Source organism: Rhodococcus qingshengii JCM 15477 (assembly GCF_023221595.1).
Lineage (GTDB): Bacteria > Actinomycetota > Actinomycetes > Mycobacteriales > Mycobacteriaceae > Rhodococcus_F > Rhodococcus_F qingshengii.
Map to the genome: position 1 here is coordinate 57,544 of NZ_CP096563.1, position 23,620 is coordinate 81,163.

The following is a 23,620-nucleotide window of genomic DNA, read 5'->3' on the forward strand; positions in this document are numbered from 1 at the left end:
TGCTGTTTTGGTGGCAGATGGGCCGGAAGCCACGACGATTGAATCGCCCACACCCGAGGGATGGCCAATGCGATTGGTGCCCAACATGATCGAACTAGCAGCCTCAGCTAGCGAGGAACTCCAGGCAAGGCCCGTTGTACTGATCCCGCCGTGGGAACGGGGTCAGCGGAACGGACAATACGATTCTTATGAGCAGGTCCTTCTGGACTGCGATCCAAGTCATGCAGAGTTTCCGCTAATAACTCTGATTCCGGCCGCCTGCCTCGATTCCCAACGCGGTGAATCCTTTCGAGAGCAACTGTTCACGCGATGGCATCCCACGGTGATCGCCTACGTCAAGGGTGGGATCGAAGGCGTACACCGCCAGTTCGAGACTGCCATCCTGGTCTTGAGGAGACCCGAAGATGCAGCTGGTCCGGTGCGACTATTTGAAACGCCAAGACGACCAACGATGGAGTCTTCCGACGTAATCGAAGACTTTCGGCGACTCCTACGGATGAAAGGCGGTAGTCGGGACTTCGGCTACGTCCTTCAATCCGCCCCGGACAGTGGCGCAGGACTGGGCTTCCGGCGCAATGACCCCAGGATCGCAGCACGCAGGAAGCAACTAGCGGACTTCGGACAAGCAACTCGGCTCGATGAGGTATTTGAGATTCGCCCGCTCGGTATCAATCAAACGATGGCGAAAGCTCATCAGGTTGACCGCAACTTCGAGGGTGCGACCCGAATCCTGACAGGACGTGATATTCAGCGCGGCGGCCGAATCGCATTCGGCGACGAAGCATCGCTATGGTCGTCGGTAGAGTCAGAAGCGCGACTCAGAGCGGGCGATATCGTGATGCGTGCACTGCATATACCTACCGTCCGTCCAGGTTTGGTGTGGGCCAGAGTCACCAAAGAAGACCTTCCGGTGGCGAGCAGCCACACCGTTCTCGTCCTTCGGCCTCGCGAAATGGTTGAGCCTGTCGTCGAGGACTTCATACTTCGGTTCTTGTCTTCGAGGCAGGCCACTGAACTTATTGACTTCAGGACAGCTGGGCTGTATCTGAATCGTAATGATGTAGGCGCACTGCAGGTTCCGATCCCTGATGAGTCAATGCGCACGGCCCTTGAGTCGGTGCAGTATGCGCGTGATCGCGCGGGGGAATGGCAATCAGAGGCCAGTGAATTGCTTGATTCGATCTTCGACGAGGATACGGCCGCTGTATCGAAGAACCGAGTTTTGCGCGCGAGCCGAACCGTGCGGTGGCGTATCGATGCCGCAGAAGCGATAAACGATTTCGGACACCAAATACGGACACGATTCCCGCATCCTGTCGCATATCGCTGGCGAGTTGCCGAAGCTCTGTTATCGACAGGACCTAATGCCGACGGCTACCGCGCAGTCCTCGAAGCGGCAGAGGTACTCCTTGCCTACACAGCAAATGTGGCGCTCGCGCTGGCCCACGCAGCAGGAATCACTGCCGGTTCCATCGATGGGATTCGAAAAAAGCTTACCGCGGGCCAAGGCCCGGGGATGGGTGACTGGGTCGCTGTCCTGAATGAGATCACTGGAAAAGGGTTTACCGCACTCGATGAGCGATTCGGTATCCCAGAGATTCGTGAGTTCTTCGCGCACTCCGACGTTCGCGATGCGCAGCGCTGGCTCAGCGCACGACGCAACGACGAAGCCCATCATCGCCGCGTCGATTCCATTGATCTACCTCAGGTGTGTGAGCGAGCAGTCCAGGAACTGCTGATTCTCATGCGAGCTGCGGAATTCATTGCCGACCTCCCGTTACTGCTGATCGTCTCCACCCAATGGGATTCGTTGGCGAGTAAAGGAACTGCTAGTTACCGCCAGTTGACGGGGGACCACACCGTTGTACGGCAACAGACGATGAAGGTTACGGACTCGGTAATTGAGAAGGGAAGCTTGTATATTCGGGATTCTGACCATCGACTTCACCTCATGAGACCGCATCTTATCGGCCGAGAATGCCCCACATGTCGAGACCTTTCAATCTTCCACATAGACAAGATTAATGGCGGGATTGCGGTGCTAAAGAGCCTTGAGCACGGGCATACCGTCGAGGATGCTGATCTACTTGAATCTCTAGCATTGGTGGGATTCGTCGCATAGAGGTGCACGTTCGGCGGCGAATGAGGGATGGTATTGAGCTCCGTCGGCTCGCCACCCGTTAACAGAGACGGATCGGTTGTCGACATTGTGTCCTCGACCTGACGAGTACGATCTACCTACGCGCTGCTGGTGCACAGAGTCGATCGGCGAGGTCGGATCGATCCACGGGCGGGAGCTCTCGGGCCCCCTTGGCATCCGTGCGGCGTAGTCGATTTTGGCGCCGGTCGGTCATCAACTTTGCCGATTGAAAGTGACTAGAAGCAGCCCGCGAACAATCTCTCAGCCACATTAAGGTGAATACACAGGATTCGTATGTGTCCGAAATGTCGTCCCCATCGGGGACGCCTCAACCCCGCGCCTTCAGCGCCGCCCGCGCAGCATTGAACCCACCCATCCCGTGGACCCCGCCGCCCGGGGGAGTTGCGGACGAGCAGAGGTACACGCCCGGGGCGCCGGTGGCATAGGGGTCCAGCCCGAACCGGGGGCGCGCGATGATCTGCCGCGCAGTGTTCGCCCCAGCGGAGATGTCGCCACCCACGTAGTTGGGGTTGTACGCCTGCATCTGCGGCACATTGCGCACGTGGACGCCCACGATCCGGTCCCGGAACCCCGGCGCAAAGCGCTCGATCTGACGGGTGATCGCTTCTGTGGCGTCACCCGGATATCCGTGCGGCACATGCGCATACGCCCACACGGGATGGATGTCTCCGACGGAACGGGAGGGGTCGGCCAAGAATTGCTGGCCCAACAGAATGAAGGGCTTGTCCGGCATCTGACCCCGCACGGTCTGGCGTTCGACAGCAGCAGTTTGCGAAATCGTCCCGGACAGATGCAGGGTGCCGGCCTTGCGGGCGTGCGGATTCGTCCACGGCACGACGCTTCCGTCGGAATCACCACGCACGGCGTAGTCGACCTTGTAGGCGGCGGTGCCGTAGCGGAATTTGCGGTAGGCCCGGGCAATGCGGTCGGGCTGCCGGCCGTCGAGCAGGCGCCCGGCCGCATCGGGGGCGATGTCGAGCATGACGATGTCGTAGTCGGCGATCTGGGAGTAGTTGGTGACCCAGTTCCCGGTTTCGATGGTGCCACCGAGGCTGCGCAGAATCGACGCGAGCGCCGCAGCAATTGATCCTGAACCACCCTGCGCCACAGGCCAACCGTGAGCATGAGCGGCCGCAGTGAGCATCGAGCCGACAGCACTGGAGAGTGGAAGGGTCAGCGTCCCGAACATGTGCGCCGCGACGCCACCGAACAGTGCCCGCGCCTGTGGGGTCTTGAACATCCGAGCGAAACCCGTCGCGGGAAGCAGAGCACCTGTCCCGAAACGGGCGAGCATCAGCGGGTGCTTCGGGAGATGCACGATCGGCTTGAAGACGTCTTGCACCAACTCGTCGAAGTTCTCGGCGAGGTATCCGAAGACGTCGAGCCAGCGCTTGCCGTCGACACCCAGTCCCTCAGCGGTCCGGTTGATGTCGCGCCACAGAACCCCGGCGGTGCCGTCGTCGAGTGGATGGACCAGATCGATCTCGGGCCACAGCCACGTCAGGCCATGTTTGGCGAGCCCGAATTCGCGGTCGAGGGCCTTGAAGTAAGGAGAAGCCAAAGCGGTGGGATGGAAGGCGGAGCAATCGTCGTGGACGAGTCCGTCGACTATGTATTCGCTACTGCGGGTGCCACCGCCGATCTTGTCCGCACCCTCGATGACATGGACGTCGATTCCGGCGCGGGCGAGTTCGATCGCCGCCGCGAGACCGTTGGGACCACTGCCTACCACTACTGCTGTTGTCATTTGCTCTTCGCCACCCGTCTTCTCAAGGGTGAGCCTACGGAAATTACAGCGATGGCATTCTGCGAGCAAACAATTCAGGCCTAGACCTTGGTTGATCGATCAACTTTTGTTACAGTTCGAGGCGCACTGGCCGCAGCTGATTTTCATCGCTGCGGCCAGTTGTTGCATTCATCGCCCATCGCGCCTGTTTCCTGCGGATTCGGTATCCTGTGAATCGGAACTTCTCTGCACAGACGCAGCTCCGAAATCTGTCGAGGGGCCTTCTGGCTCCCTGCATCGCCGCAGTTCAGAGCAATTATAGGGCTACCTTAGTTGCGCCCGTGCCGGGGTTCTGAATTATCGTTTTCGTTACACGGTTGACTCACAAAAGTTTCAACCGACCGAAGACTCACGTCGCCGGGTGCCAGAACGCACACCATCGCGTCTGCGCAGGGCGGCTACTTCGGTGGTACCGAACACATCGTCGTGTCGGTGCTTTGAAGGACTTGCATTGCAAGTTGATGGCCATCAGCGCTGCTGGTCGTCGGTGCATCTTTATGGCATACGAAGGCTGGGTATGAAGCAACTTCCAGGCCCCCAGGGCCTCTATCACCCGTCCAATGAGCACGACTCCTGTGGAGTCGCATTTGTTGTCGACATGCATGGTCGCCGCAGCAGGGACATCGTCGAAAAGGCGATCACCGCTCTGGTCAACCTCGAGCATCGCGGCGCTGCCGGATCAGAACCCAACACGGGTGACGGTGCGGGCATTCTGCTGCAGGTTCCCGACAAGTTCTTCCGAGCTGTCGTGGACTTCGCGCTGCCCGCCGAAGGCGCGTACGCAACCGGTATCGCATTCCTCCCGCAGGGCGACGCCGATGCACACGAGGCTGCTGCTGCAGTCGAGAAGATCGTCGTCGAAGAGGGCCTGAAGGTTCTCGGCTGGCGCGAGGTCGGAACCGACGACTCCTCGCTGGGCGCACTGGCGCGCGACGCGATGCCGACGTTCCGTCAGATCTTCATCGGCTCCGAGGGTGACAAGTACACCGGCATGGATCTCGAGCGTCGTGCATACGTGGTGCGTAAGCGCACCGAGCACGAACTCGGCTCCGAAGGCGCCGGCAAGGGTGGCCCGGGTAGCGAGACCGTGTACTTCCCCAGCCTGTCCGGCCAGACGTTCGTCTACAAGGGCATGCTCACCACCCCGCAGCTCAAGGGTTTCTACCTCGACCTGCAGGACGATCGTGTCGAGAGCGCACTGGGCCTGGTCCACTCGCGCTTCTCCACCAACACGTTCCCGTCGTGGCCGCTGGCGCACCCGTTCCGCCGGGTCGCTCACAACGGTGAGATCAACACCGTCACCGGCAACGAGAACTGGATGCGCGCTCGCGAGTCCCTGATCGACAGTGACGTCTTCGGTGGCCGCGAGAACCTGGACAAGATCTTCCCGATCTGCACCCAGGGCGCCAGTGACACCGCTCGTTTCGACGAGGTGCTCGAGATGCTGCACCTCGCCGGTCGCAGCCTGCCGCACGCAGTTCTCATGATGATCCCCGAAGCCTGGGAGAAGCACGAGAGCATGGACCCCGCTCGTCGGGCGTTCTACGAGTACCACTCGGCTCTCATGGAGCCCTGGGACGGACCGGCGTCGGTGTGCTTCACCGACGGCACCGTCATCGGCGCCGTGCTGGACCGCAACGGTCTGCGTCCGTCGCGTCTGTGGATCACCGAAGACGGCCTCGTCGTCATGGCGTCGGAGGTCGGCGTCCTGCCGATCGATCCGTCCACCGTTGTCCGCAAGGTCCGCCTCCAGCCCGGCCGCATGTTCCTCGTGGACACCGCGCAGGGCCGGGTCATCAGCGACGAGGAACTGAAGAACGAACTCGCTGCCGAGCACCCGTACCAGCAGTGGATCGACGAAGGTCTGATCCACATGGACGACCTGCCGGACCGTCCGTACACGTACATGTCGCACGAGCGCGTCGTCCTGCGTCAGCAGCTCTTCGGTTTCACCAACGAAGAGGTCAACCTGCTGGTCAAGCCGATGGCTCTCTCCGGTGCCGAGGCACTGGGCTCGATGGGTACCGACACTCCGATCGCCGTGCTCTCGTCACGTCCCCGGATGCTGTTCGACTACTTCTCGCAGCTCTTCGCTCAGGTCACCAACCCGCCTCTCGACGCGATCCGTGAAGAGGTTGTCACCAGCCTCGGCGCGACCATCGGCCCCGAGGGTGACCTGCTGCACCCGAATGCGGACTCCTGCAAGCAGATTGCGCTCCCGCAGCCGATCCTGCACAACGACGACCTGTCGAAGCTCGTTCACGTCAACGACGACGGCGAATTCCCGGGCTTCCGCAGCGTCGTGATCCGCGGCCTGTACCCCGTCAAGGAAGGCGGCGACGGTATCCGTCGTGCGCTCGAGGGCATCAAGTACCAGGTCTCGCAGGCAATCGAGGGTGGCGCACGCATCGTCGTGCTCTCGGACCGTGAGTCCACCGAGGACTACGCGCCGATCCCGTCGCTGCTCCTCACCTCGGCCGTGCACCACCACCTGGTTCGTGAGAAGTCGCGCACCAAGGTCGGCCTCATCGTCGAGGCCGGCGACGCCCGCGAGGTGCACCACATGGCGCTCCTCATCGGCTTCGGTGCCGCAGCGGTCAACCCGTACATGGCTTTCGAGACCATCGACGAGTTCCTGCAGAACGGCGAGCTCGAGGGTCTGACCCTCGAGAAGGGCATCGCGAACTACATCAAGGCAGCCGGCAAGGGTGTCCTGAAGGTGATGTCCAAGATGGGCATCTCGACGCTCGCGTCGTACACCGGTGCTCAGTTGTTCCAGGTCATCGGCCTCTCGCAGGAGCTGACGGACGAGTACTTCACCGGTCTGCAGTCGCAGCTCGGTGGCATCGGCCTCGACCAGATCGCAGTCGACGTCCAGGCACGTCACGCCGTCGCATACCTCGATCGCCCCGAAGAGCGCGCTCACCGCGAGCTCGAGGTCGGCGGCGAGTACCAGTGGCGTCGTGAAGGCGAGTACCACCTGTTCAACCCGGACACCGTCTTCAAGCTCCAGCACGCAACTCGCACAGGTCAGTACGAGGTGTTCAAGGAGTACACGACCATGGTCAACGACCAGTCGGAGCGCCTTGCCGCTCTGCGTGGTCTGTTCGACTTCAACATCGGCAAGCGGCCGTCGATCTCGATCGACGAGGTCGAGCCGGCCAGCGAGATCGTCAAGCGTTTCTCGACGGGTGCGATGAGCTACGGCTCCATCTCCGCCGAGGCTCACGAGACTCTCGCCATCGCGATGAACCGTCTGGGCGCCCGCTCCAATTCCGGTGAGGGCGGCGAACATCCGTCGCGCTTCACGCCGGACGAGAACGGCGATCTGCGTCGCAGTGCCATCAAGCAGGTCGCGTCGGGACGCTTCGGTGTCACCTCGCACTACCTGAGCAACTGCACCGACATCCAGATCAAGATGGCGCAGGGAGCCAAGCCCGGTGAGGGCGGCCAGCTTCCGGCTCACAAGGTGTACCCGTGGGTGGCCGAGGTTCGGCACTCCACGCCTGGCGTCGGCCTGATTTCGCCGCCGCCGCACCACGACATCTACTCGATCGAGGATCTCGCTCAGCTGATCCACGACCTGAAGAACGCCAACCCGCAGGCCCGCATTCACGTGAAGCTGGTCTCCGAGGTCGGCGTCGGAACCGTCGCGGCCGGTGTCTCCAAGGCACATGCCGACGTCGTTCTGATCTCCGGTCACGACGGTGGCACCGGTGCCACCCCGCTGACCTCCGTCAAGCACGCGGGCGCTCCGTGGGAGCTCGGCCTGGCCGAGACCCAGCAGACGTTGCTGCTCAACGGTCTTCGTGACCGCATCGTCGTGCAGGTCGACGGCCAGCTCAAGACGGGTCGCGACGTCGTCGTCGCTGCCCTGCTCGGCGGCGAGGAGTTCGGTTTCGCCACCGCACCGCTGGTTGTCTCGGGCTGCATCATGATGCGCGTCTGCCACCTCGACACCTGCCCCGTCGGTGTCGCGACGCAGAACCCGTTGCTGCGTCAGCGTTTCAGTGGCAAGCCGGAATTCGTCGAGAACTTCTTCATGTTCATCGCCGAAGAGGTTCGCGAGCTTCTCGCCGAACTCGGTTTCCGCACGCTGCTCGAAGCAGTCGGCCAGGTCGACATGCTGGACACCACGCGCGCTCTCGATCACTGGAAGGGAAGCAAGGCAGGCAATCTCGATCTGTCGCCGATCCTGACCCAGGTCGAGTCCGCGTTCATGGACCAGGACGTCCACTGCACCGGCACGCAGGATCACGGTCTCGACAAGGCGCTCGATCAGCAGTTGATCGTCTCGGCCCGCAACGCACTCGACAAGGGTGAGGCGGTCTCCTTCGAGTCCGCGATCACCAACGTCAACCGCACGGTCGGCACCATGCTCGGCCACGAGGTCACCAAGGCGTTCGGTGGAGAGGGCTTGCCCGAGGGCACCATCGACATCACGTTCACCGGTTCCGCCGGTAACAGCTTCGGTGCTTTCGTGCCCAGCGGTATGACCTTGCGCCTGCACGGCGACGCCAACGACTTCGTCGGCAAGGGCCTTTCGGGCGGACGCATCGTCGTACGCCCGCCGCTCGATGCAGCGGAAGGCTTTGTCGCCGAGGACAACATCATCGGTGGCAACGTCATCCTGTTCGGCGCCACCAGCGGCGAGGCTCTGCTTCGCGGTGTCGTCGGCGAACGCTTCGCAGTCCGTAACTCCGGCGCCACTGCCGTCGTCGAGGGTGTGGGCGATCATGGTTGCGAGTACATGACGGGTGGAAAGGTGGTCATCCTCGGAGCCACCGGACGTAACTTCGGCGCCGGCATGTCCGGTGGCGTCGCGTACATCTACAACCCCGACAAGGCATTCGAGAAGAACCTCAACACCGAACTGGTGGACCTCGAGGATCTTTCGGGCGACGACTTCACCTGGTTGAAGGGCGCCATCGAACGTCATCGCGACGAAACCGGCTCCGAGGTTGCAACGCGCATCCTCGCTGACTGGTCGCAGCAGGTGGGTCACTTCGCAAAGGTGATGCCCCGCGACTACAAGAAGGTTCTTTTGGCCATCGCGGCCGCAGAGAAGGATGGCAAGAACGTGGACGAGGCAGTTATGGAGGCAGCTCGTGGGTGATCCAAGCGGCTTCCTGAAGCACACGTCGCGCGAACTTCCGGTTCGCCGGCCGGTGCCGTTGCGCCTGCTCGACTGGAAAGAGGTCTACGAGGAGTTCCCGAAGGAAACCCTCAAGACCCAGGCCAGCCGTTGCATGGACTGCGGAATTCCTTTCTGCCACAACGGTTGCCCTCTCGGAAACTTGATTCCCGAGTGGAACGACCTGGTCTACAAGGACCACTGGCACGACGCCATCGAGCGTCTGCACGCGACCAACAACTTCCCGGAGTTCACCGGTCGTCTGTGCCCCGCACCCTGTGAGGCGTCCTGTGTCCTGGGCATCAACCAGGATCCGGTCACCATCAAGCAGGTCGAGGTCGAGATCATCGACAAGGCCTTCGACGAAGGGTGGGTCAAGCCGGTTCGCGCCGCGCACGCCACCAACAAGAAGGTTGCGGTTGTCGGCAGTGGTCCGGCCGGTCTGGCTGCAGCGCAGCAGCTGACCCGCGCCGGTCACGCAGTGACGGTCTTCGAGCGGGCAGACCGCATCGGCGGCCTGCTGCGCTACGGCATCCCCGAGTTCAAGATGGAGAAGCGGCACATCGACCGCCGTCTCGAGCAGATGGAAGCCGAAGGCACCGTCTTCAAGACCAACGTCAATGTCGGCGTGGACATCACCGCGGACGAGCTGCGTGAGCAGTTCGACGCAGTGGTTCTGGCCGGCGGCGCCACCGCAGCTCGCGATCTTCCGATCCCGGGCCGCGAACTGGACGGCATCCACCAGGCGATGGAGTTCCTGCCGATCGCCAACCGCGTGCAGTTGGGTGACCTCGACGCTCCCACCATCACCGCTGAGGGCAAGAAGGTTGTCATCATCGGCGGCGGCGACACCGGAGCGGACTGCCTCGGCACCTCGCACCGTCAGGGTGCGGCCAGCGTCCACCAGTTCGAGATCATGCCGCGTCCGCCGGAGACTCGCGCCGAGCAGACTCCGTGGCCGACGTACCCGCTCATGTTCCGCGTGGCTTCGGCTCACGAGGAGGGCGGCGAGCGTCTGTTCTCCGTCAACACCGAGAACTTCGTCGGTGAAAACGGCAAGGTCACCGGACTCAAGGCTCACGAGGTCGAGATGAAGTCGGGTCGCTTCGAGAAGGTCGAGGGCTCGGACTTCGAGCTCGAAGCCGATCTCGTGCTCCTGGCAATGGGCTTCGTCGGTCCCGAGAAGCCGGGTCTGCTCACCGATCTCGGTGTCGACTTGAACGAGCGTGGCAACGTCGCCCGCACGTCGAAGTGGAACACCAACGTCGACGGCGTGTTCGTGGCCGGCGACATGGGCCGCGGTCAGTCCCTGATCGTCTGGGCCATCGCCGAGGGACGTTCCGCAGCAGCCGCTGTGGACACCTACCTCGAGGGTGTCACGGCCCTTCCGTCACCGATCCACCCGACAGCGGCTCCGCAGCGCTAGAGGCTCTCACAAAGCCGCACCCCACCGCATTCGGTGGGGTGCGGCTTTGTTTCTGCAAGCAATTCGCACGATCTGTAACAAACCTTCATCAATCGTGCATCGGACAGACACAACGCCCAGACAGTATGATTCCGGAGCACCGATAGTGGTGTATGGGTTGCTGAAGGTAAAACAGGGGAGTTTCATGCGTGCGAGGCGTCTCGTTGCGGTGTTGTCGGCACTTGCTGCGGCAGTAGTGGTACCGGTTGTCAGTGCTCCCGTGGCGTCGGCTGATCCCTGCCCCAGCCTGTACGTCGTGGCCATCCCGGGAACCTGGGAGCCCTCGGGCACCAGGCCCGGCGCCGGCATGCTCGCCCCGGTGACCAACGGGCTTCCGGGCTCCGTACGCACCGATTACGTCACCTACTCGGCGACGGCCTTCCCGTGGGAGTCCAACGTCTACGCCAAGTCGAAGCAGCAGGCCGTCGACAATGCCCGCGGCATGATCGGCGCCATGGCCGCCTCGTGCGGTGACACTCGCTTCGCCATCGTCGGATACAGCCAGGGCGCCGACGCGGCAGGCGATCTCGCCGCCGAGATCGGAACCGGCATCGGCGTGGTCCCCCCGACTCGCGTCGAGGGCGTCGGCTTGCTGTCCGATCCCCGTCGTTCCGAGTCCGACGTCCTGATCGGCCCCGCTGTCGGCGGTAACGGTGCCAGCGGCCCTCGCATCGGTGGATTCGGTTGGCTGTCAGGCAAAACGGTGACGCTGTGCGCGGTCGGTGACCTGTACTGCTCGACGCCGAAGGACGATTTTGTGATGCGCCTGGCCGGATTCATGGCTCAGGCGTCCGATCCCACTCCGGCCAGTGCGCTCGCGCTGCGCGACGAAGCGGCCGTGATCGTCAACGATCTGATCACCGCAGGCGGGCTCCCCGCTCTGATGGCCCAGCTCGATCCGGGCGCGAATTCGCGTCGCATCGATCAGCTGGTCGACTTCTACGGCTCGCAGGTCCACACCGACTACACGCGTTACGTCGTTGACGGCGCAGGCAATTCGGCTACATCCTGGCTGCACGGCTGGTTGGCCGGCAAGGCCTGATCAGCAGTACGTCTGCTCCGCCGTGTCGACGTAGATCTCGGCAATGCGCTGCGAGGACATCGGCGTGATCTGTGAGTACACCTCGCCGACGGAGTTGAACTCCGCCAGCACTTCGGACCGAGGCATACCGTCAGCGAGAGCCTTGCAGGTGCCGTCGGCGTAGAGGATCTCTGCGGAATCCATTCCGGCGGGAGGGATCCCGGCCAGACGCAGAGCGGCGATGTACCGCTGCCCCTTCTCGCCGGCGTTCGCGACGATCTCTTCCGGTGAGCGTGCGTCGATCGGTGCGTTCGCCGGAGGCGCTACCGGTAGTGACACCGCCGGCGGAGTCGATTCGACGATGCTCGGCGCTGCTTCCGCAGGTGCGGCGAGTGGGCTGGTCGGCAATTCGGGGAGCGAACTGGGGGCAGTCGAACTCGACGTCGCCGCAACCGACGTGCTGGTGGCCGCAGAAGTGGATTCCGATGCGTCGCTGTCGGATTGGCTGCTGCAGCCGCTGAGGAGTAGGCCCGCTGCCGCGACGCAGAGGACCAGTCTGTTCGTGTTCATCCCCGTGAGTGTTACATACCGTACCGCTTATTTTGTCCGTTTTAAGGAAACTCCCTTTTGCCCTGTTTTTAAGTCGAAGTCCTGTGATATACATCTGTTCAGTTGTTACTTGTGAGTAGGAGCACACCGCAAAGACCTTGTCGGCGGCGGTCGAAACACAAGCAATGACTGCGAGTTTCGTCCCCCATCACATAAACGGCAGGGAGAAATCAGTGCAGAAATCTCACAAGAACGGCAACAGACGTCTCGGCACGCGCGTGGCCGTCATTGCAGGTACCGCAGGTGCGGTCCTCGCGTTCGCGGCGCCGATGGCCTCGGCTCAGGATCCGGTCGACAATTCGATACCCGGTGCCGCAGTGTGTCCGGCTACTGCCGAATCCTGTGTGTCGGTTGTGGTTCAGAGCGGAACCTTCGACAACAACGGCTTCAACCTCCCGATCGGAAAAGGCGACATGATCATCGCCGCCGAGGCCGGCTCCGGTGAAGGTGAGTCCACCGTTCTTCTCCCGCGAGACGACGGACATCACGGTGTCTACTCCAAGCCGTTGACCGTTCCGGGTGGAGTCCTCGGAATCGACCTGCCGTTCGGCAATCTGTTCGGCCTCGCCGCAGTCACCGCCGAGGTGGAGGCGACCGCTGCCCCGACCCTCAACGGCATCATCACCGACATGGATCTGAGCATCCCGGTGCGGATGAAGATCAACAACGCGTTCCTCGGTGACAACTGCTACCTGGGCTCCGCGGCTGCGCCGGTGAATCTTCGTCTCGCGCCTGACCCGTCGGTGGTACCGACCTACACGGTGCTCCCGGACAATGCACTGAAGGTGAGCCCGGTCGGGAACCAGGCCACCGGCTTCGCGCTGCCCGCCGCCAGTGGTTGCGGACCGTTCGGAGTGCTGAACCCGATCGTCAACTGGCGAGCAAAGGTACCGGCCACGTCGGGAACCTCGCTCAGCACGATCTCCGACGCCTACCTGTACCCGGGCGGCCTCACCGGTAGCGATCCTCTCGACGATCTCGGCGGCGGAACAGGATCCAGCGGTTCCAGTGGCTCGAGCGGTTCGTCCGGAAGCTCCGGTTCCTGAAAAATCCGCTGCGGCGTCCGACCTGTAATAACCTGTGCCTCAGGGTGGGCGAAGGCGGCACTCCATCAGGAGCACCTGCGCGGCCACGAAATCACAGGGGAGTCCTCAAACATGTTTCGAGACAGCGTTCTTGCCGGTCCGGTCCTGCGCCGGGGTGTGACGGCACTGGCAGTTGCGGCCGCAGCCACCATGTTTGTCGGTACTGCAGCGACGGCGGAGCCGGCAGCAGTTGTAGGTGAGGTGTCCGCGGACTCCATCGCGGCAGCCCGTGCGCAGGCCATCGGAACGACGGTCACCGTCGTGGGAACCGCGACTACGCCGTCCGGAGTGTTCGAATCCAGCTTCTACGACAAGGGCTTTGGTCTCCAGAGTGGCAATTCGGGCATTTACATCAGCGATCCGAACAATTCCGGGGTTGTTCTCGGCGATCGGGTTCAGGTCACCGGAGTCCTCGCGGATCAGGAAGGCCTGCTCGTCGTCCGCCCGACTACCGTCGAGGTAATCGGCACGACTACCCAGATCAGCCCGGCGCGACTGCCCCTCAATGCAATCGGTGAGGGCAGTGAAGGTCGTCTCGTGACGGTGTCCGGAATCGTGAGCGGACCCGTCGTCGACGATCTGCCGTACGGCCACAAGATCCTGGTCTCGGGCGCCGAGGGAAACACCGTCATCTTCGTCAACACACAGACGGGAATCGACGTCGATGCCGTCGCCGTCGGACGCCCGATCACCGTCACCGGTTTCAGTGGCCAGTACGCCAGCACCTACGAGGTTCTTCCCCGCTCGGAAGCCGATGTGCAGCAGGGTTTCACGGGCAGCCTGAGTTTCGGAAGCTGACCTAGATCTCGAACCGAGCTCCGACGCGCATCGACCCGGGAGACAACCGGCTGATGGTGCGTCCGAGCTTGGCTTCGACGGTCACGGGTACGACGGCCTTGTTCGTGCGAACGGCTTTCACGATGGCACTGGCCACTCGATCAGGAGTGAAGTTCCGCTTGCGGTAGAAGTTGTCGACCTTGGTCTGGTTCTCGAGCTGCTCCTCGGCGGTCGTGCCGGCGAACTCGGTGGTCTTGAGGATGTTCGTGTGAACGAGGCCGGGACAGATGGTGCTGACGCCGATGCCGTGTGGAAGCAGCTCTGCCCGTAGGCAATCCGAGAGCATGAATACCGCTGCTTTGCTTGTCGAATACGCGGTGAGGGCCTTCTGTGGTGTGTACGCGGCGGCCGAGGACAGGTTGACGACGTGCCCACCTGTTCCGCGGTCGATCATCATCGGGGTGAATGCCCGGCAGCCGTAGACAACTCCCCAGAAGTTGATGTCCATGACGCGCTCGAACTGGCGCTGCTCGGTGTCGGCGAACGTTCCCGAGAACCCGATTCCGGCGTTGTTGACGACGATGTCCGGTACGCCGTGATGTGCCGCGACGGTCTCCGCGAACCGAATCACGGCCTGTTCGTCGGACACGTCCACCTGATAGGCGTGGGCGCCGCCACCGAACACTGCTTCGGCGCCGCCCGCTTGCGAAGGGATGTTTACAAGTGCCGCAGTGTCCTGCGCGCTTTCGAGATTGATGTCGGAGACCACGACGATAGCTCCCTGGGCGGCGAAGGCGAGGGCCGTTTCACGCCCGATGCCGCTGCCCGCACCGGTGATCACCACCAGCGTGCCGGTGAGATCGCGCAGTCGACGCTGCAACTTCGTTCCGCGTCGCCAGCCGGTGACGTCCTTGAGTAGCCCCATTGGTTGCCCTTTTCGTGTGTACGTTTGTGGCGTGTGTCTCTAGCTGACTTCCCCTCTGCGAAAGGTATCCGATGAGCGAGCTTCGTGTAGTTGCAACCATCCCGGCCAAGTCCGGTTCCGAGGACGACGTCCGATCGGCTCTGACAACTCTCGCGGAGGCGAGTCGGTCCGAGGACGGCTGTGTGTCGTACGAGTTGTTCGAGTCAGCGGCTGCGCCCGGCACGTTCGTCACGATCGAAACTTGGCGCGGGCAGGAGGAGTTGGACGCTCACATGCAGTCCCCGCATCTGCAGGCCGCGCTGGCCGCCGCCGGACCACTTCTCGACGGCGCTCCGGCGATTCATCCGTTGAAAGGCGCCTGAATCAGAATGAATTCCTGACCTTCGCTAAGGGTCTGACCTGCGAATGTCGCTCGAAAACTGACCAATCGTCGCGCTCCATTCCACTGAGCGGGACCTGCGACTAATACCTGTGCCTTAAGTCACAAACTGTCTCGACAATGCTTCACATCACAGTTTCTGACCTGGAGGTTTTGAATGAGTCGCAGTTCTCGGCGCGGTCACCGCAAGGTTGCCGCCGTCGCGCTGGCAGTCTCCGCCGGCCTGTTCGTCTCGTCGTGCGCTGACAGCGGGAACGGGGGTGGGAGCGGCGACGCACCGGACTCCGGTTCGGGATTGTCCATCGGCCCGGTCAACGAGCAGTCCGGCGAGGGCGATCCGGTCAAGGGCGGCACCCTCACGTTCAGCGGGTACTCCGCCGTCACCAATCTCGATCCGGCGAAGACTCAGATCGCCGGTTCGGTCGCCGGTTCGGAGTTGGGCGCGATCTACGACACGCTCCTGCGGTACGACCCGGCATCCAAGGAATTCGTTCCGAAGCTCGCAGAGTCGATGGAGCCGAGTTCCGACTTCAAGACGTGGACCCTCGAACTGCGTGACGGTGTGAAGTTCAGCGACGGGACGCCGGTGGATTCGGCGGCCGTCTCGGCGAGCCTCAATCGCTACGTCACCAACAAGGGACCGCAGTCGAGTCTGTACGCGTCGAAGGTCGCGTCGGTAGACACTCCGGATCCGTCGACGGTCGTCTTCAATCTCGTCGACCCGTGGACCGGTATCGAGTCACTGCTCTCCACCGGCCCCGGCATGATTGTCGCGCCGAGCGCCCAGCAAGGTGATCAGTTCACCCCGATCGGCGCGGGTGCCTTCACCCTCGAGAAGTTCGCTCCCAACGAGGAATTGATCCTCGACGCTCGGGAGGACTACTTCGACGGTGCCCCGAACGTGGACAAGCTGCGGTTGATCAGCATCGTCGGTTCGCAGTCCACCACCGAATCGCTCAAGAGCGGCGGCACGGACGTCGCGTACATGCGGTCGCTACCGAACGTGCTGGATCTGATCGACTCCGGCTACCCGGGCTTCGTCGACATTCCGTCGCTGTCGTACCTGTCGCTGGTGAACACGGCACCCGGTCGTCCCGGTGCCGACGTGCGCATCCGTCAGGCATTGGCGCTCGCAACCGATCCCGTCGCACTCGACAACCGACTCAACGAGGGCAAGGGTCTGCCCGGGCAGGTCATCTTCCAGGACACCTCCCGCTGGCACAACGACGTCGCTCCGATCGGCGTCGACACCGCCAAGGCGAAGCAGCTTCTCGACGAGGCCAAGGCCGACGGTTACGACGGCAAGATCACATACCTGACGCTGCAGGAGAATTCGGCGCAGGCGATGGCTCTGGCACTGCAGTCGATGGCCAACGCCGTCGGTTTCGATTTCCAGATCGAGTACGTCAACTCGGTTGCCGACGTCGTCAAGCGTTTGTACGCCGACCGCGACTTCGACATGGCAACAGGTTCCGCCAACCTCGCGGAAGCCGATCCGTTCGAGCGTCTGTACTCCAATCTCAAGTCGGGTGGACGAAACAACGCCACGAGCTTCTCCGACCCCGAGATCGATTCGCTTCTCGACCAGTTGGGTGTCGCGACGTCGACCGACGCGAAGATCGAGGTGCTCGCCAAGATTCAAGAGCGGGCCAACGAGGTTGTGCCGTGGCAGGTTTACGGCAACACCCCGTGGCTCGGTGTGTGGGGACAGAACGTCCACGGCATTCAGCAGAGCCTGGACGGAATCATGTTCTTCGACAAGGCCTGGAAGAACTAGACAGCTGAAGAACTGACTGGACCCGAGAAGCGTCCCCGCGGGGACGCTTCTCGGCATCAGAGAGTGTGATAGATCAAGAAGTGAGATCGAGGGCGGCGCGGACGATGCTGTCGGAGTCGAGGCCGTGGTACCGGTAGACGTCCTCGAGCGAACCGACCTGACCGAACCGGCTCACTCCGAGCGCAGCACCCGGAACGTTGTTGATTCCCGTCAGGAACGCGAGGGTGTGCGGGTGCCCGTCGAGAACGGTGACCATCGGCGCGGACCGGCTGCTCGGAAAGACCTGATCCAGGATCCACGACGGACCGTCCGCGAGACCGCGCCGAGACTGGAGTGCTTCGAAGAGCAAGCCGGGGCTGGTCACGCACACGACGTCGGCGGAAATACCTTGCTCGCCCAGTCTTTCGGCTGCGACCAGTGTTTCGGTGACGGTGGCACCCATGCCGACCAGGGTGACGGCCGGATCAGGGTTGTGCCGCAGTGTGTACGCGCCGGCCACCACCTGACGTCGACGGCGTTCTCGCGCAGCCGGATCGGTCGGTACCGCGGCCAGGGCCTGGTCGACCGGACGGGTCGACAGACGCAGGTACGACGAGCTGCCGTCTGGTCGGCCCAGGCGTCCGATGCTGTCGAGGAGCGTCCACTCGACGTCGACGGCGAATGCCGGTTCGAAACTGACGCATCCCGGCTGTTCCAGTCCGATGGATGGGGTCTTGATCGACTGGTGCGCACCACCTTCGGCGGCCAAGGTGACGCCCGACGGAGTGCCGACCATGATCGACTGTCCACCGGCGTAGATGCCGTACGACCACGGTTCGAGAGCCCGCTCGATGAAGGGGTCGTACATCACGCCGATAGGGAAGAGTGGCTGGCCCCAACGACTCCAGGTTGCACCGAGTTCGCCCATCAGTCCGACCAGGTTGGTCTCGGCGATACCGAGTTCCATGTGCTGACCGGTGGGCTTCTCACGCCAGTGCATGATCGTTTCGGCGTCGTCGGCAAACCAGTTGTGCCGCTCGTCGGGGGACCAGACCCCGACCTTGTTCAGCCAGCCTGCGAGGTTGGTGGTGGAACTGACGTCCGGGCTCAGTGTGACAACACGTTTCGCGGCGTCCGGCGCTTCGCGGCTGAGGTCGAGTAGTACCCGGCCGAGAGCTGCCTGAGTGGTGGACGTGCCGGAGGGCGTACGGCCGATGTCTTTCGGAACTGCCGGGGGCACCAGATGCTCCACCTTCGGGCGAGTCAGGCGCCCAGCGGTTTCGGCGCAGATGCGGCCGGACGGGCTGTCGGTCTCGAACCGTTCCCAGGGCTTCGACGGATCCATGCCGAGTTCCGCCGCCAGGTGCTCGAACTGCTCGGCGGTGAGCAGCGACGAGTGGTTCTGCGGATGACCCTGCGTCGGCAGACCCCGACCCTTGATCGTGTACGCGATGATCACGGTGGGACGGGTGTCGTCGATCTGTGCGTACGCCTCTCGCAGAGCGTCGAGGTCGTGGCCACCGAGATTGCGGATGGCCTCGAGCACCGTGGCGTCGTCGAGGTCGTCGATCAGCGCCGTGATCGCGTCGGCGTCCGCCGCGTCGCCGGGCAGTCTCAGACGTACCTCGTCGGCCGTGCATCGCAGCAGGCGCTGGTACTCCGGATTCGGCATGTCCAGGATTCGTTCGCGCAACGCGGTGCCGCCCGGCCGGGTGAACAGTGATTCCAGCAGCGCACCGAACTTCACGGTGATGACCTGCCAGCCGGCACCCGAGAACATGCGCTCCAGGCGGGTTGCCGCGATGTTCGGCACCACCCGGTCGAGTGATTGGCGGTTGAGGTCGACTATCCACACGATCTCACCCAGTTCGGCAACCGAATGATCGAGAACTGCTTCCCACACAGCGCCCTCGTCGAGTTCGGCGTCACCGACCAGGGAGTACTGGCGCCCGGTTCCGGCGCCGCCGAGGGAGGCGTCGACGTATCGGCGAGCGATGGCGCCCCAGATGGGAGCCGTCGCGCCGATGCCCACCGAACCGGTCGAATAATCCACCGGATCAGGATCTTTCGATCGACTCGGGTAGCTCTGCAGGCCCCCGAATTCGCGCAGAGTCGTCAGGTAGGACTCGTCGAGTTCACCAAGCAGATAGTTGATGCCGTGGAGCACCGGCGCCGCATGCGGCTTGACGGAAACCCGGTCGCCGGAACGAAGTTGGCCGAACCACAGGGACGTCATGATCGAGACCATCGACGCGCACGAGGCCTGATGGCCGCCGACCTTGAGCCCGCTGGGGTTCGGTCGAACACGGTTGGCGTGATGGATCATCGCGGTCGACAACCACAGAACGCGCTTCTCGATCTCCGCCAGTGACTCGGGAGCGTTCTGGTCGATGTTGGGGCTGTTCACGGCCGGTCCTGCCTTCAGTAGTGGACATCGATCACCGCACCGCCTGTACCCCAGATCGTGGGGCCGACGATGTGGTTGTGATGTTTGGCAGGACTTCCTGAGGCCGAACCGTTCGGTGCGGCAAAGTCCAGCCGCACCTGTCGATCTGTTGTGCAGATTCTGCGTCAAAGTCCATCATCGGCATACAGATTGGGCAATAGCTACCCAGTGGATTGAGCAATGTGCGCAACACCGAGGCCTGTGCGCCGTGACAGGTGGGCACTATGCGCAGTGCACCGCCAGTCGCGCGCGGTCAGTCCATCAGGTCGTGGACGTAGCACCAGCGCCAGGATTCGCCGGGCTCGTGTGAGCGCATGACCGGGTGCCCGGTTTCGCGGTAGTGGTTGGTGGCGTGCTGATGAGGGCTGGAATCGCAGCATCCGACGTGGCCGCAGGACAGGCACATGCGCAGGTGAGACCAGTTATCCTCGCCCAACTCGGCGCACTCCTGGCAGACGCCGGGCGTCAGCGCCGCCGGGTCCGTTTCGGGCGCGTTGGTTAGTTCCTCGCAACCGGTGGGAGCGGGTGCGGGCTGCTGTGTGCGAGCTGCTGCTCGCTTCAGGATTTTCTTCATCGCCTTCCATACTGCATGCTGCCAGGGTGAACGGCATATTACTGGGGGTTGTAGTAGCGGCGTTGCTGGTGGCGGCGGTCGCGCGAAGGTTCGGGCTGTCTTCGCCGCTGATCCTCGTCCTGGTCGGTTTGATCGCCTGTCAGATACCGGGTGTTCCGGAATTGGAACTCGATCCCGACCTCGTCCTGTTCGTCGTGTTGCCTCCACTTCTGTACTCGGCAGCACTGGACAGTTCATACCTGGCTTTGCGCTCGAATCTGCGTCCGATCGGATTTCTCGCGGTGGGGCTTCCCCTGGCGACGACGGCTGCGGTGGGCTTTGTCGCCTACCTGATCGTGCCGGAGTTCTCGATAGCGGCTGCTCTGGTTCTCGGCGCCATCGTGGCGCCGCCGGACGCGGTGTCCGCGAGCGCAATCGGACGCAAGCTCGGCCTGCCGCGCCGAATCATGACCCTGCTGGGCGGGGAGAGCCTGCTCAACGACGCCACCGCTCTGACGGCGTACAAGGTCGCTCTCGCGGCTGCCGTCGGTACGGGTGCGACGCTGATCGGCGGCTTCGAGACCTTCCTCGTCGCGGCGGTCGGTGGAACGGTGATCGGCCTCGCGGTGGGGTTCGTCATCTCGAAGGTTCGCGGCAAGCTCCAGGATCCGGTGATGGAGAGCGGAATCGGATTGGTGGTGCCGTTCTTTACCTACCTCGCTGCGGAAGAGGTCCACGCGTCGGGCGTCATCGCGGTCGTCGTAGCCGGATTGTTCCTCGGCCAGCGCTCCACTCGCGCGAGTTATGCGACGCGTTTGCAGGACACGGCAGTGTGGAGGGCCGTCGACCTGATCCTGGAGTCGTTCGTCTTCCTGTTGATCGGTCTCCAATTGCCCAGTGTCGTCAACGGATTGCAGGGGTACAGCACTTCGATCGTCGTCTGGGCGTCGGTTGCCGTTCTCGTGACCGTCGTGGTGGTCCGAATCGCCTGGGTGTTCCCGTTCACGTACGTACCGCGCTGGCTGTCGCCGCGTATTCGAGCGAGGGAGCCGGAGATTTCGGCGCGGGCGGTGTTCGTCGTGTCGTGGGCCGGTATGCGAGGGGTCGTGTCGCTGGCAGCTGCCTTCGCCATTCCGCTGACGGTCAACAGTGGGGAGGACTTCCCGGGCCGTTCGCTGATCCTCTTCCTGACGTTTGTCGTCGTGGTCGGCACACTGTTGCTGCACGGCCTGACGTTGCCGTGGGTGATCCGTGTCCTCGGCGTGCAGGGGGACGAAGAGCAGTCCGACGCCCGCGCCGAGGCGGCAGCCCAGGACAAGGCTGCACGGGCCGCTGCGGCGCGGCTGGACGAATTGGTCGGAGCCGACGCCGACGACGTCCCTCAGGTCCGCAATCGTGCCGCGGACATCTTGCGAAGCTGGAACACCCACCGCGCGAACTCGGCGTGGGAGCGACTGGGACGCAGCGACGAGGATCTGGGGGAGAGCCCGTCGAACGCCTTCCGCTCGCTGCGCCTCGAGATGATCGATGCCGAGCGAGGCGTCTTCATCGCCGAACGCGATGCCGGCCGGATCGACGACGAGGTCCTCCGGAAGGTGCTTCGCGAGCTCGATCTCGAGGAAGCGACGCTCGACCGGGACTAGACCGGCTGGTCTGCTGTCCACGAAGGTAACCGCTGGCCAGGGTCGGTTTACCTGACTGTTGAGGCCTGCAACTTAACCGATTCCACTGAGCGAGACTCGATCCAATTTTCTGTGCCTCCCATCACAGACTGTTTCGTGTTCAACATCACGTCACGGTCTTACCCCGCCTTGGAGGCATTCGAATGAGTCGTAGTTCCCGCCGCGGAAGTCGCAGATTGGCTGCGGCTGCGCTGGCGATCACCGCAAGTATGTTCCTGGCGTCGTGCGCCGACAACGGCTCGAGCAATGGCGGCGGCGAATCCGCTGATTCCGGTTCCTCACTGAAGATCGGCATGGTCAACGAGCAGGCCGATCCCGGCACTCCCACCAAGGGCGGCACGCTGACGTTCAGCGGTTACTCGGCGGTCACGACTCTCGATCCCGCGAAGGCTCAGGTTGCCGGCGCCACCGGTGGCAGCGAGCTCAGCGCCATCTACGACGTGCTCATGCGTTACGACCCCATCGGGCAGAGGTTCGAGCCCAAGCTCGCTCAGTCGCTGGAAGCGAGTTCGGACAGCAAGACCTGGACGCTGAAGCTCCGCGACGGTGTGAAGTTCAGCGATGGCACAGCTCTCGACGCGAAGGCCGTCGCCGACAGCATCAACCGCTACGTCACCAACAAGGGACCTCAGTCGAGCCTGTGGGCTTCCAAGGTTGCCTCGATCGACACCCCCGACGCGACGACCGTAGTCTTCAACCTCGTTGATCCGTGGACAGGCATCCAGTCGATGCTCGCCACCGGACCCGGCATGATCGTCGCCCCGAGCGCCCAGCAGGGTGACCAGTTCACCCCGATCGGCGCCGGCGCCTTCACCCTCGAGAAGTTCGCTCCCAACGAGGAACTGCTGTTGGCTGCTCGCCCCGACTACTACGACGGCGCACCGAACATCGACAAGCTCAAGCTGATCAGCATCGTCGGCGCTCAGCCCACCGCCGAAGCACTCAAGACGGGCGGCATCGACGCCGCGTACATGCGTACGCTCACCCCGATCCTGGATCTGATCGAGTCGGGTTACCCCGGCTTCGTCGACATCCCGTCGCTCGGTTACATCGCCAACGTGAACATGGCCCCGGGCCGCCCGGGCTCGGATGTCCGTGTCCGCCAGGCGATGGCGCTGGCCGTCGATCCGGAGACGCTCAACACCCGCGTCAACAACGGCAAGGGACTGCCCGGCCAGGAGATCTTCCAGGACACCTCGCGCTGGCACAACGACGTCGCACCGATCGGCGTCGATCCCGCCAAGGCGAAGGAACTGCTCGATCAGGCCAAGGCCGACGGCTACGACGGAAAGATCACCTTCCTCTCCATCCAGGAACCGTCCGCACAGGCAACGGCTCTGGCCATCCAGGCGATGCTCAACGCAGTCGGCTTCGACGCTCAGATCGAATACGTCACCGGTGCAGGTGATCTGGTCAAGCGGATGTACGCCGATCACGACTACGACATGAGCACCGCAGCACTGAGCCTCGCCGAGGCCGATCCCTACGAGCGTCTGTACACGGGCATCAAGTCCGGTGGCCGTAACAACGCGACCGGCTACTCCGACGCCGAAATGGATGCTCTCCTGGACAAGTTGGGCGTCGCAACCACCGACGAGGACAAGAAGGCAGTCCTGGCCCAGATCCAGGAACGCGCCAACGAGACCGTCCCGTGGCAGGTGTGGGGCAACGTCGCCGCACTCGACGTGTGGAACCAGAACGTTCACGGACTCGAGCAGAGCCTCGACGGAATCGTGCTCTTCGACGGAGCTTGGAAGTCCTAGAGAGCCTGAAGTTCACAGCCGGCCCCGCGCCCGTATTGCAGCGGATCGGGGCCGGCTGCGAACGAAGAAATGAAATCA

The 23,620-nt window shown here is 63.1% G+C and carries 15 protein-coding genes; 10 read left to right on the plus strand and 5 right to left on the minus strand.

Annotated features, from left to right (window positions below):
- The first annotated feature begins 85 nt into the window (after positions 1 to 85).
- A complete protein-coding gene (locus M0639_RS00220) occupies positions 86 to 2,122 on the plus strand; it encodes a restriction endonuclease subunit S domain-containing protein (RefSeq protein WP_156524993.1) in 2,037 nt (678 codons plus the stop codon).
- Positions 2,123 to 2,468: 346 nt separating this feature from the next.
- On the opposite strand, the gene M0639_RS00225 is transcribed toward M0639_RS00220, so the two are convergent.
- The gene (locus M0639_RS00225; protein ID WP_064073643.1) at positions 2,469 to 3,908 is read right to left on the minus strand and encodes a phytoene desaturase family protein; all 1,440 of its coding nucleotides are present in this window, start codon (positions 3,906 to 3,908) and stop codon (positions 2,469 to 2,471) included.
- A gap of 556 nt (positions 3,909 to 4,464) precedes the next feature.
- Here M0639_RS00225 and gltB point away from each other — a divergent pair.
- The 3 genes from gltB to M0639_RS00240 all read left to right on the plus strand — a co-directional run bounded on the left by gltB (position 4,465) and on the right by M0639_RS00240 (position 11,588).
- Positions 4,465 to 9,063 (plus strand): glutamate synthase large subunit, encoded by a 4,599-nt coding sequence (gene gltB, locus M0639_RS00230; protein WP_064073642.1) that lies wholly within the window; start codon positions 4,465 to 4,467, stop codon positions 9,061 to 9,063.
- The gene (locus M0639_RS00235; RefSeq protein WP_003943594.1) at positions 9,056 to 10,507 is read left to right on the plus strand and encodes a glutamate synthase subunit beta; all 1,452 of its coding nucleotides are present in this window, start codon (positions 9,056 to 9,058) and stop codon (positions 10,505 to 10,507) included. Before gltB ends, M0639_RS00235 begins: the two co-directional genes overlap by 8 nt.
- Positions 10,508 to 10,691: 184 nt before the next feature.
- A complete protein-coding gene (locus M0639_RS00240) occupies positions 10,692 to 11,588 on the plus strand; it encodes a cutinase family protein (protein ID WP_007735797.1) in 897 nt (298 codons plus the stop codon).
- On the opposite strand, the gene M0639_RS00245 is transcribed toward M0639_RS00240, so the two are convergent.
- Positions 11,589 to 12,137, minus strand: a complete 549-nt coding sequence (locus tag M0639_RS00245) for a DUF732 domain-containing protein (RefSeq protein ID WP_064073641.1) — start codon at positions 12,135 to 12,137, stop codon at positions 11,589 to 11,591.
- A gap of 212 nt (positions 12,138 to 12,349) precedes the next feature.
- Between M0639_RS00245 and M0639_RS00250 the strand changes: the two genes are divergently transcribed.
- Together M0639_RS00250 and M0639_RS00255 are read left to right on the plus strand one after the other, a co-directional pair.
- Entirely contained in the window at positions 12,350 to 13,222 is an 873-nt protein-coding gene (locus M0639_RS00250; RefSeq protein WP_003943530.1) for a hypothetical protein, read from the plus strand.
- 111 nt (positions 13,223 to 13,333) lie between these two features.
- The gene (locus tag M0639_RS00255; protein WP_064073640.1) at positions 13,334 to 14,059 is read left to right on the plus strand and encodes a hypothetical protein; all 726 of its coding nucleotides are present in this window, start codon (positions 13,334 to 13,336) and stop codon (positions 14,057 to 14,059) included.
- A 1-nt stretch (position 14,060) separates the two neighbouring features.
- On the opposite strand, the gene M0639_RS00260 is transcribed toward M0639_RS00255, so the two are convergent.
- Entirely contained in the window at positions 14,061 to 14,963 is a 903-nt protein-coding gene (locus M0639_RS00260) for an SDR family NAD(P)-dependent oxidoreductase (RefSeq protein ID WP_003943614.1), read from the minus strand.
- Positions 14,964 to 15,034: 71 nt separating this feature from the next.
- Here M0639_RS00260 and M0639_RS00265 point away from each other — a divergent pair, with 71 nt between their 5' ends.
- Together M0639_RS00265 and M0639_RS00270 are read left to right on the plus strand one after the other, a co-directional pair.
- Positions 15,035 to 15,325 (plus strand): putative quinol monooxygenase, encoded by a 291-nt coding sequence (locus tag M0639_RS00265; RefSeq protein ID WP_003943546.1) that lies wholly within the window; start codon positions 15,035 to 15,037, stop codon positions 15,323 to 15,325.
- A gap of 174 nt (positions 15,326 to 15,499) precedes the next feature.
- The gene (locus M0639_RS00270) at positions 15,500 to 17,119 is read left to right on the plus strand and encodes an ABC transporter substrate-binding protein (protein WP_003943604.1); all 1,620 of its coding nucleotides are present in this window, start codon (positions 15,500 to 15,502) and stop codon (positions 17,117 to 17,119) included.
- Positions 17,120 to 17,192: 73 nt separating this feature from the next.
- Here the strand turns inward: M0639_RS00270 and M0639_RS00275 are convergent, their stop codons facing one another.
- Complete coding sequence (locus M0639_RS00275) at positions 17,193 to 19,505, minus strand: transketolase-like TK C-terminal-containing protein (RefSeq protein WP_058036994.1); 2,313 nt, start codon at positions 19,503 to 19,505, stop codon at positions 17,193 to 17,195.
- A gap of 292 nt (positions 19,506 to 19,797) precedes the next feature.
- The gene (locus tag M0639_RS00280; protein WP_003943615.1) at positions 19,798 to 20,118 is read right to left on the minus strand and encodes a UBP-type zinc finger domain-containing protein; all 321 of its coding nucleotides are present in this window, start codon (positions 20,116 to 20,118) and stop codon (positions 19,798 to 19,800) included.
- A gap of 26 nt (positions 20,119 to 20,144) precedes the next feature.
- On the opposite strand from M0639_RS00280, the gene M0639_RS00285 reads away from it, so the two are divergent.
- Together M0639_RS00285 and M0639_RS00290 are read left to right on the plus strand one after the other, a co-directional pair.
- Positions 20,145 to 21,740, plus strand: coding sequence for a Na+/H+ antiporter (locus M0639_RS00285; protein ID WP_030536674.1), 1,596 nt, complete (start codon positions 20,145 to 20,147; stop codon positions 21,738 to 21,740).
- A gap of 182 nt (positions 21,741 to 21,922) precedes the next feature.
- Positions 21,923 to 23,542 carry an ABC transporter substrate-binding protein gene (locus M0639_RS00290; RefSeq protein WP_058036995.1) on the plus strand — a complete coding sequence of 540 codons (1,620 nt, stop codon included), beginning with the start codon at positions 21,923 to 21,925 and terminating at the stop codon, positions 23,540 to 23,542.
- The last annotated feature ends 78 nt before the right edge of the window (positions 23,543 to 23,620 follow it).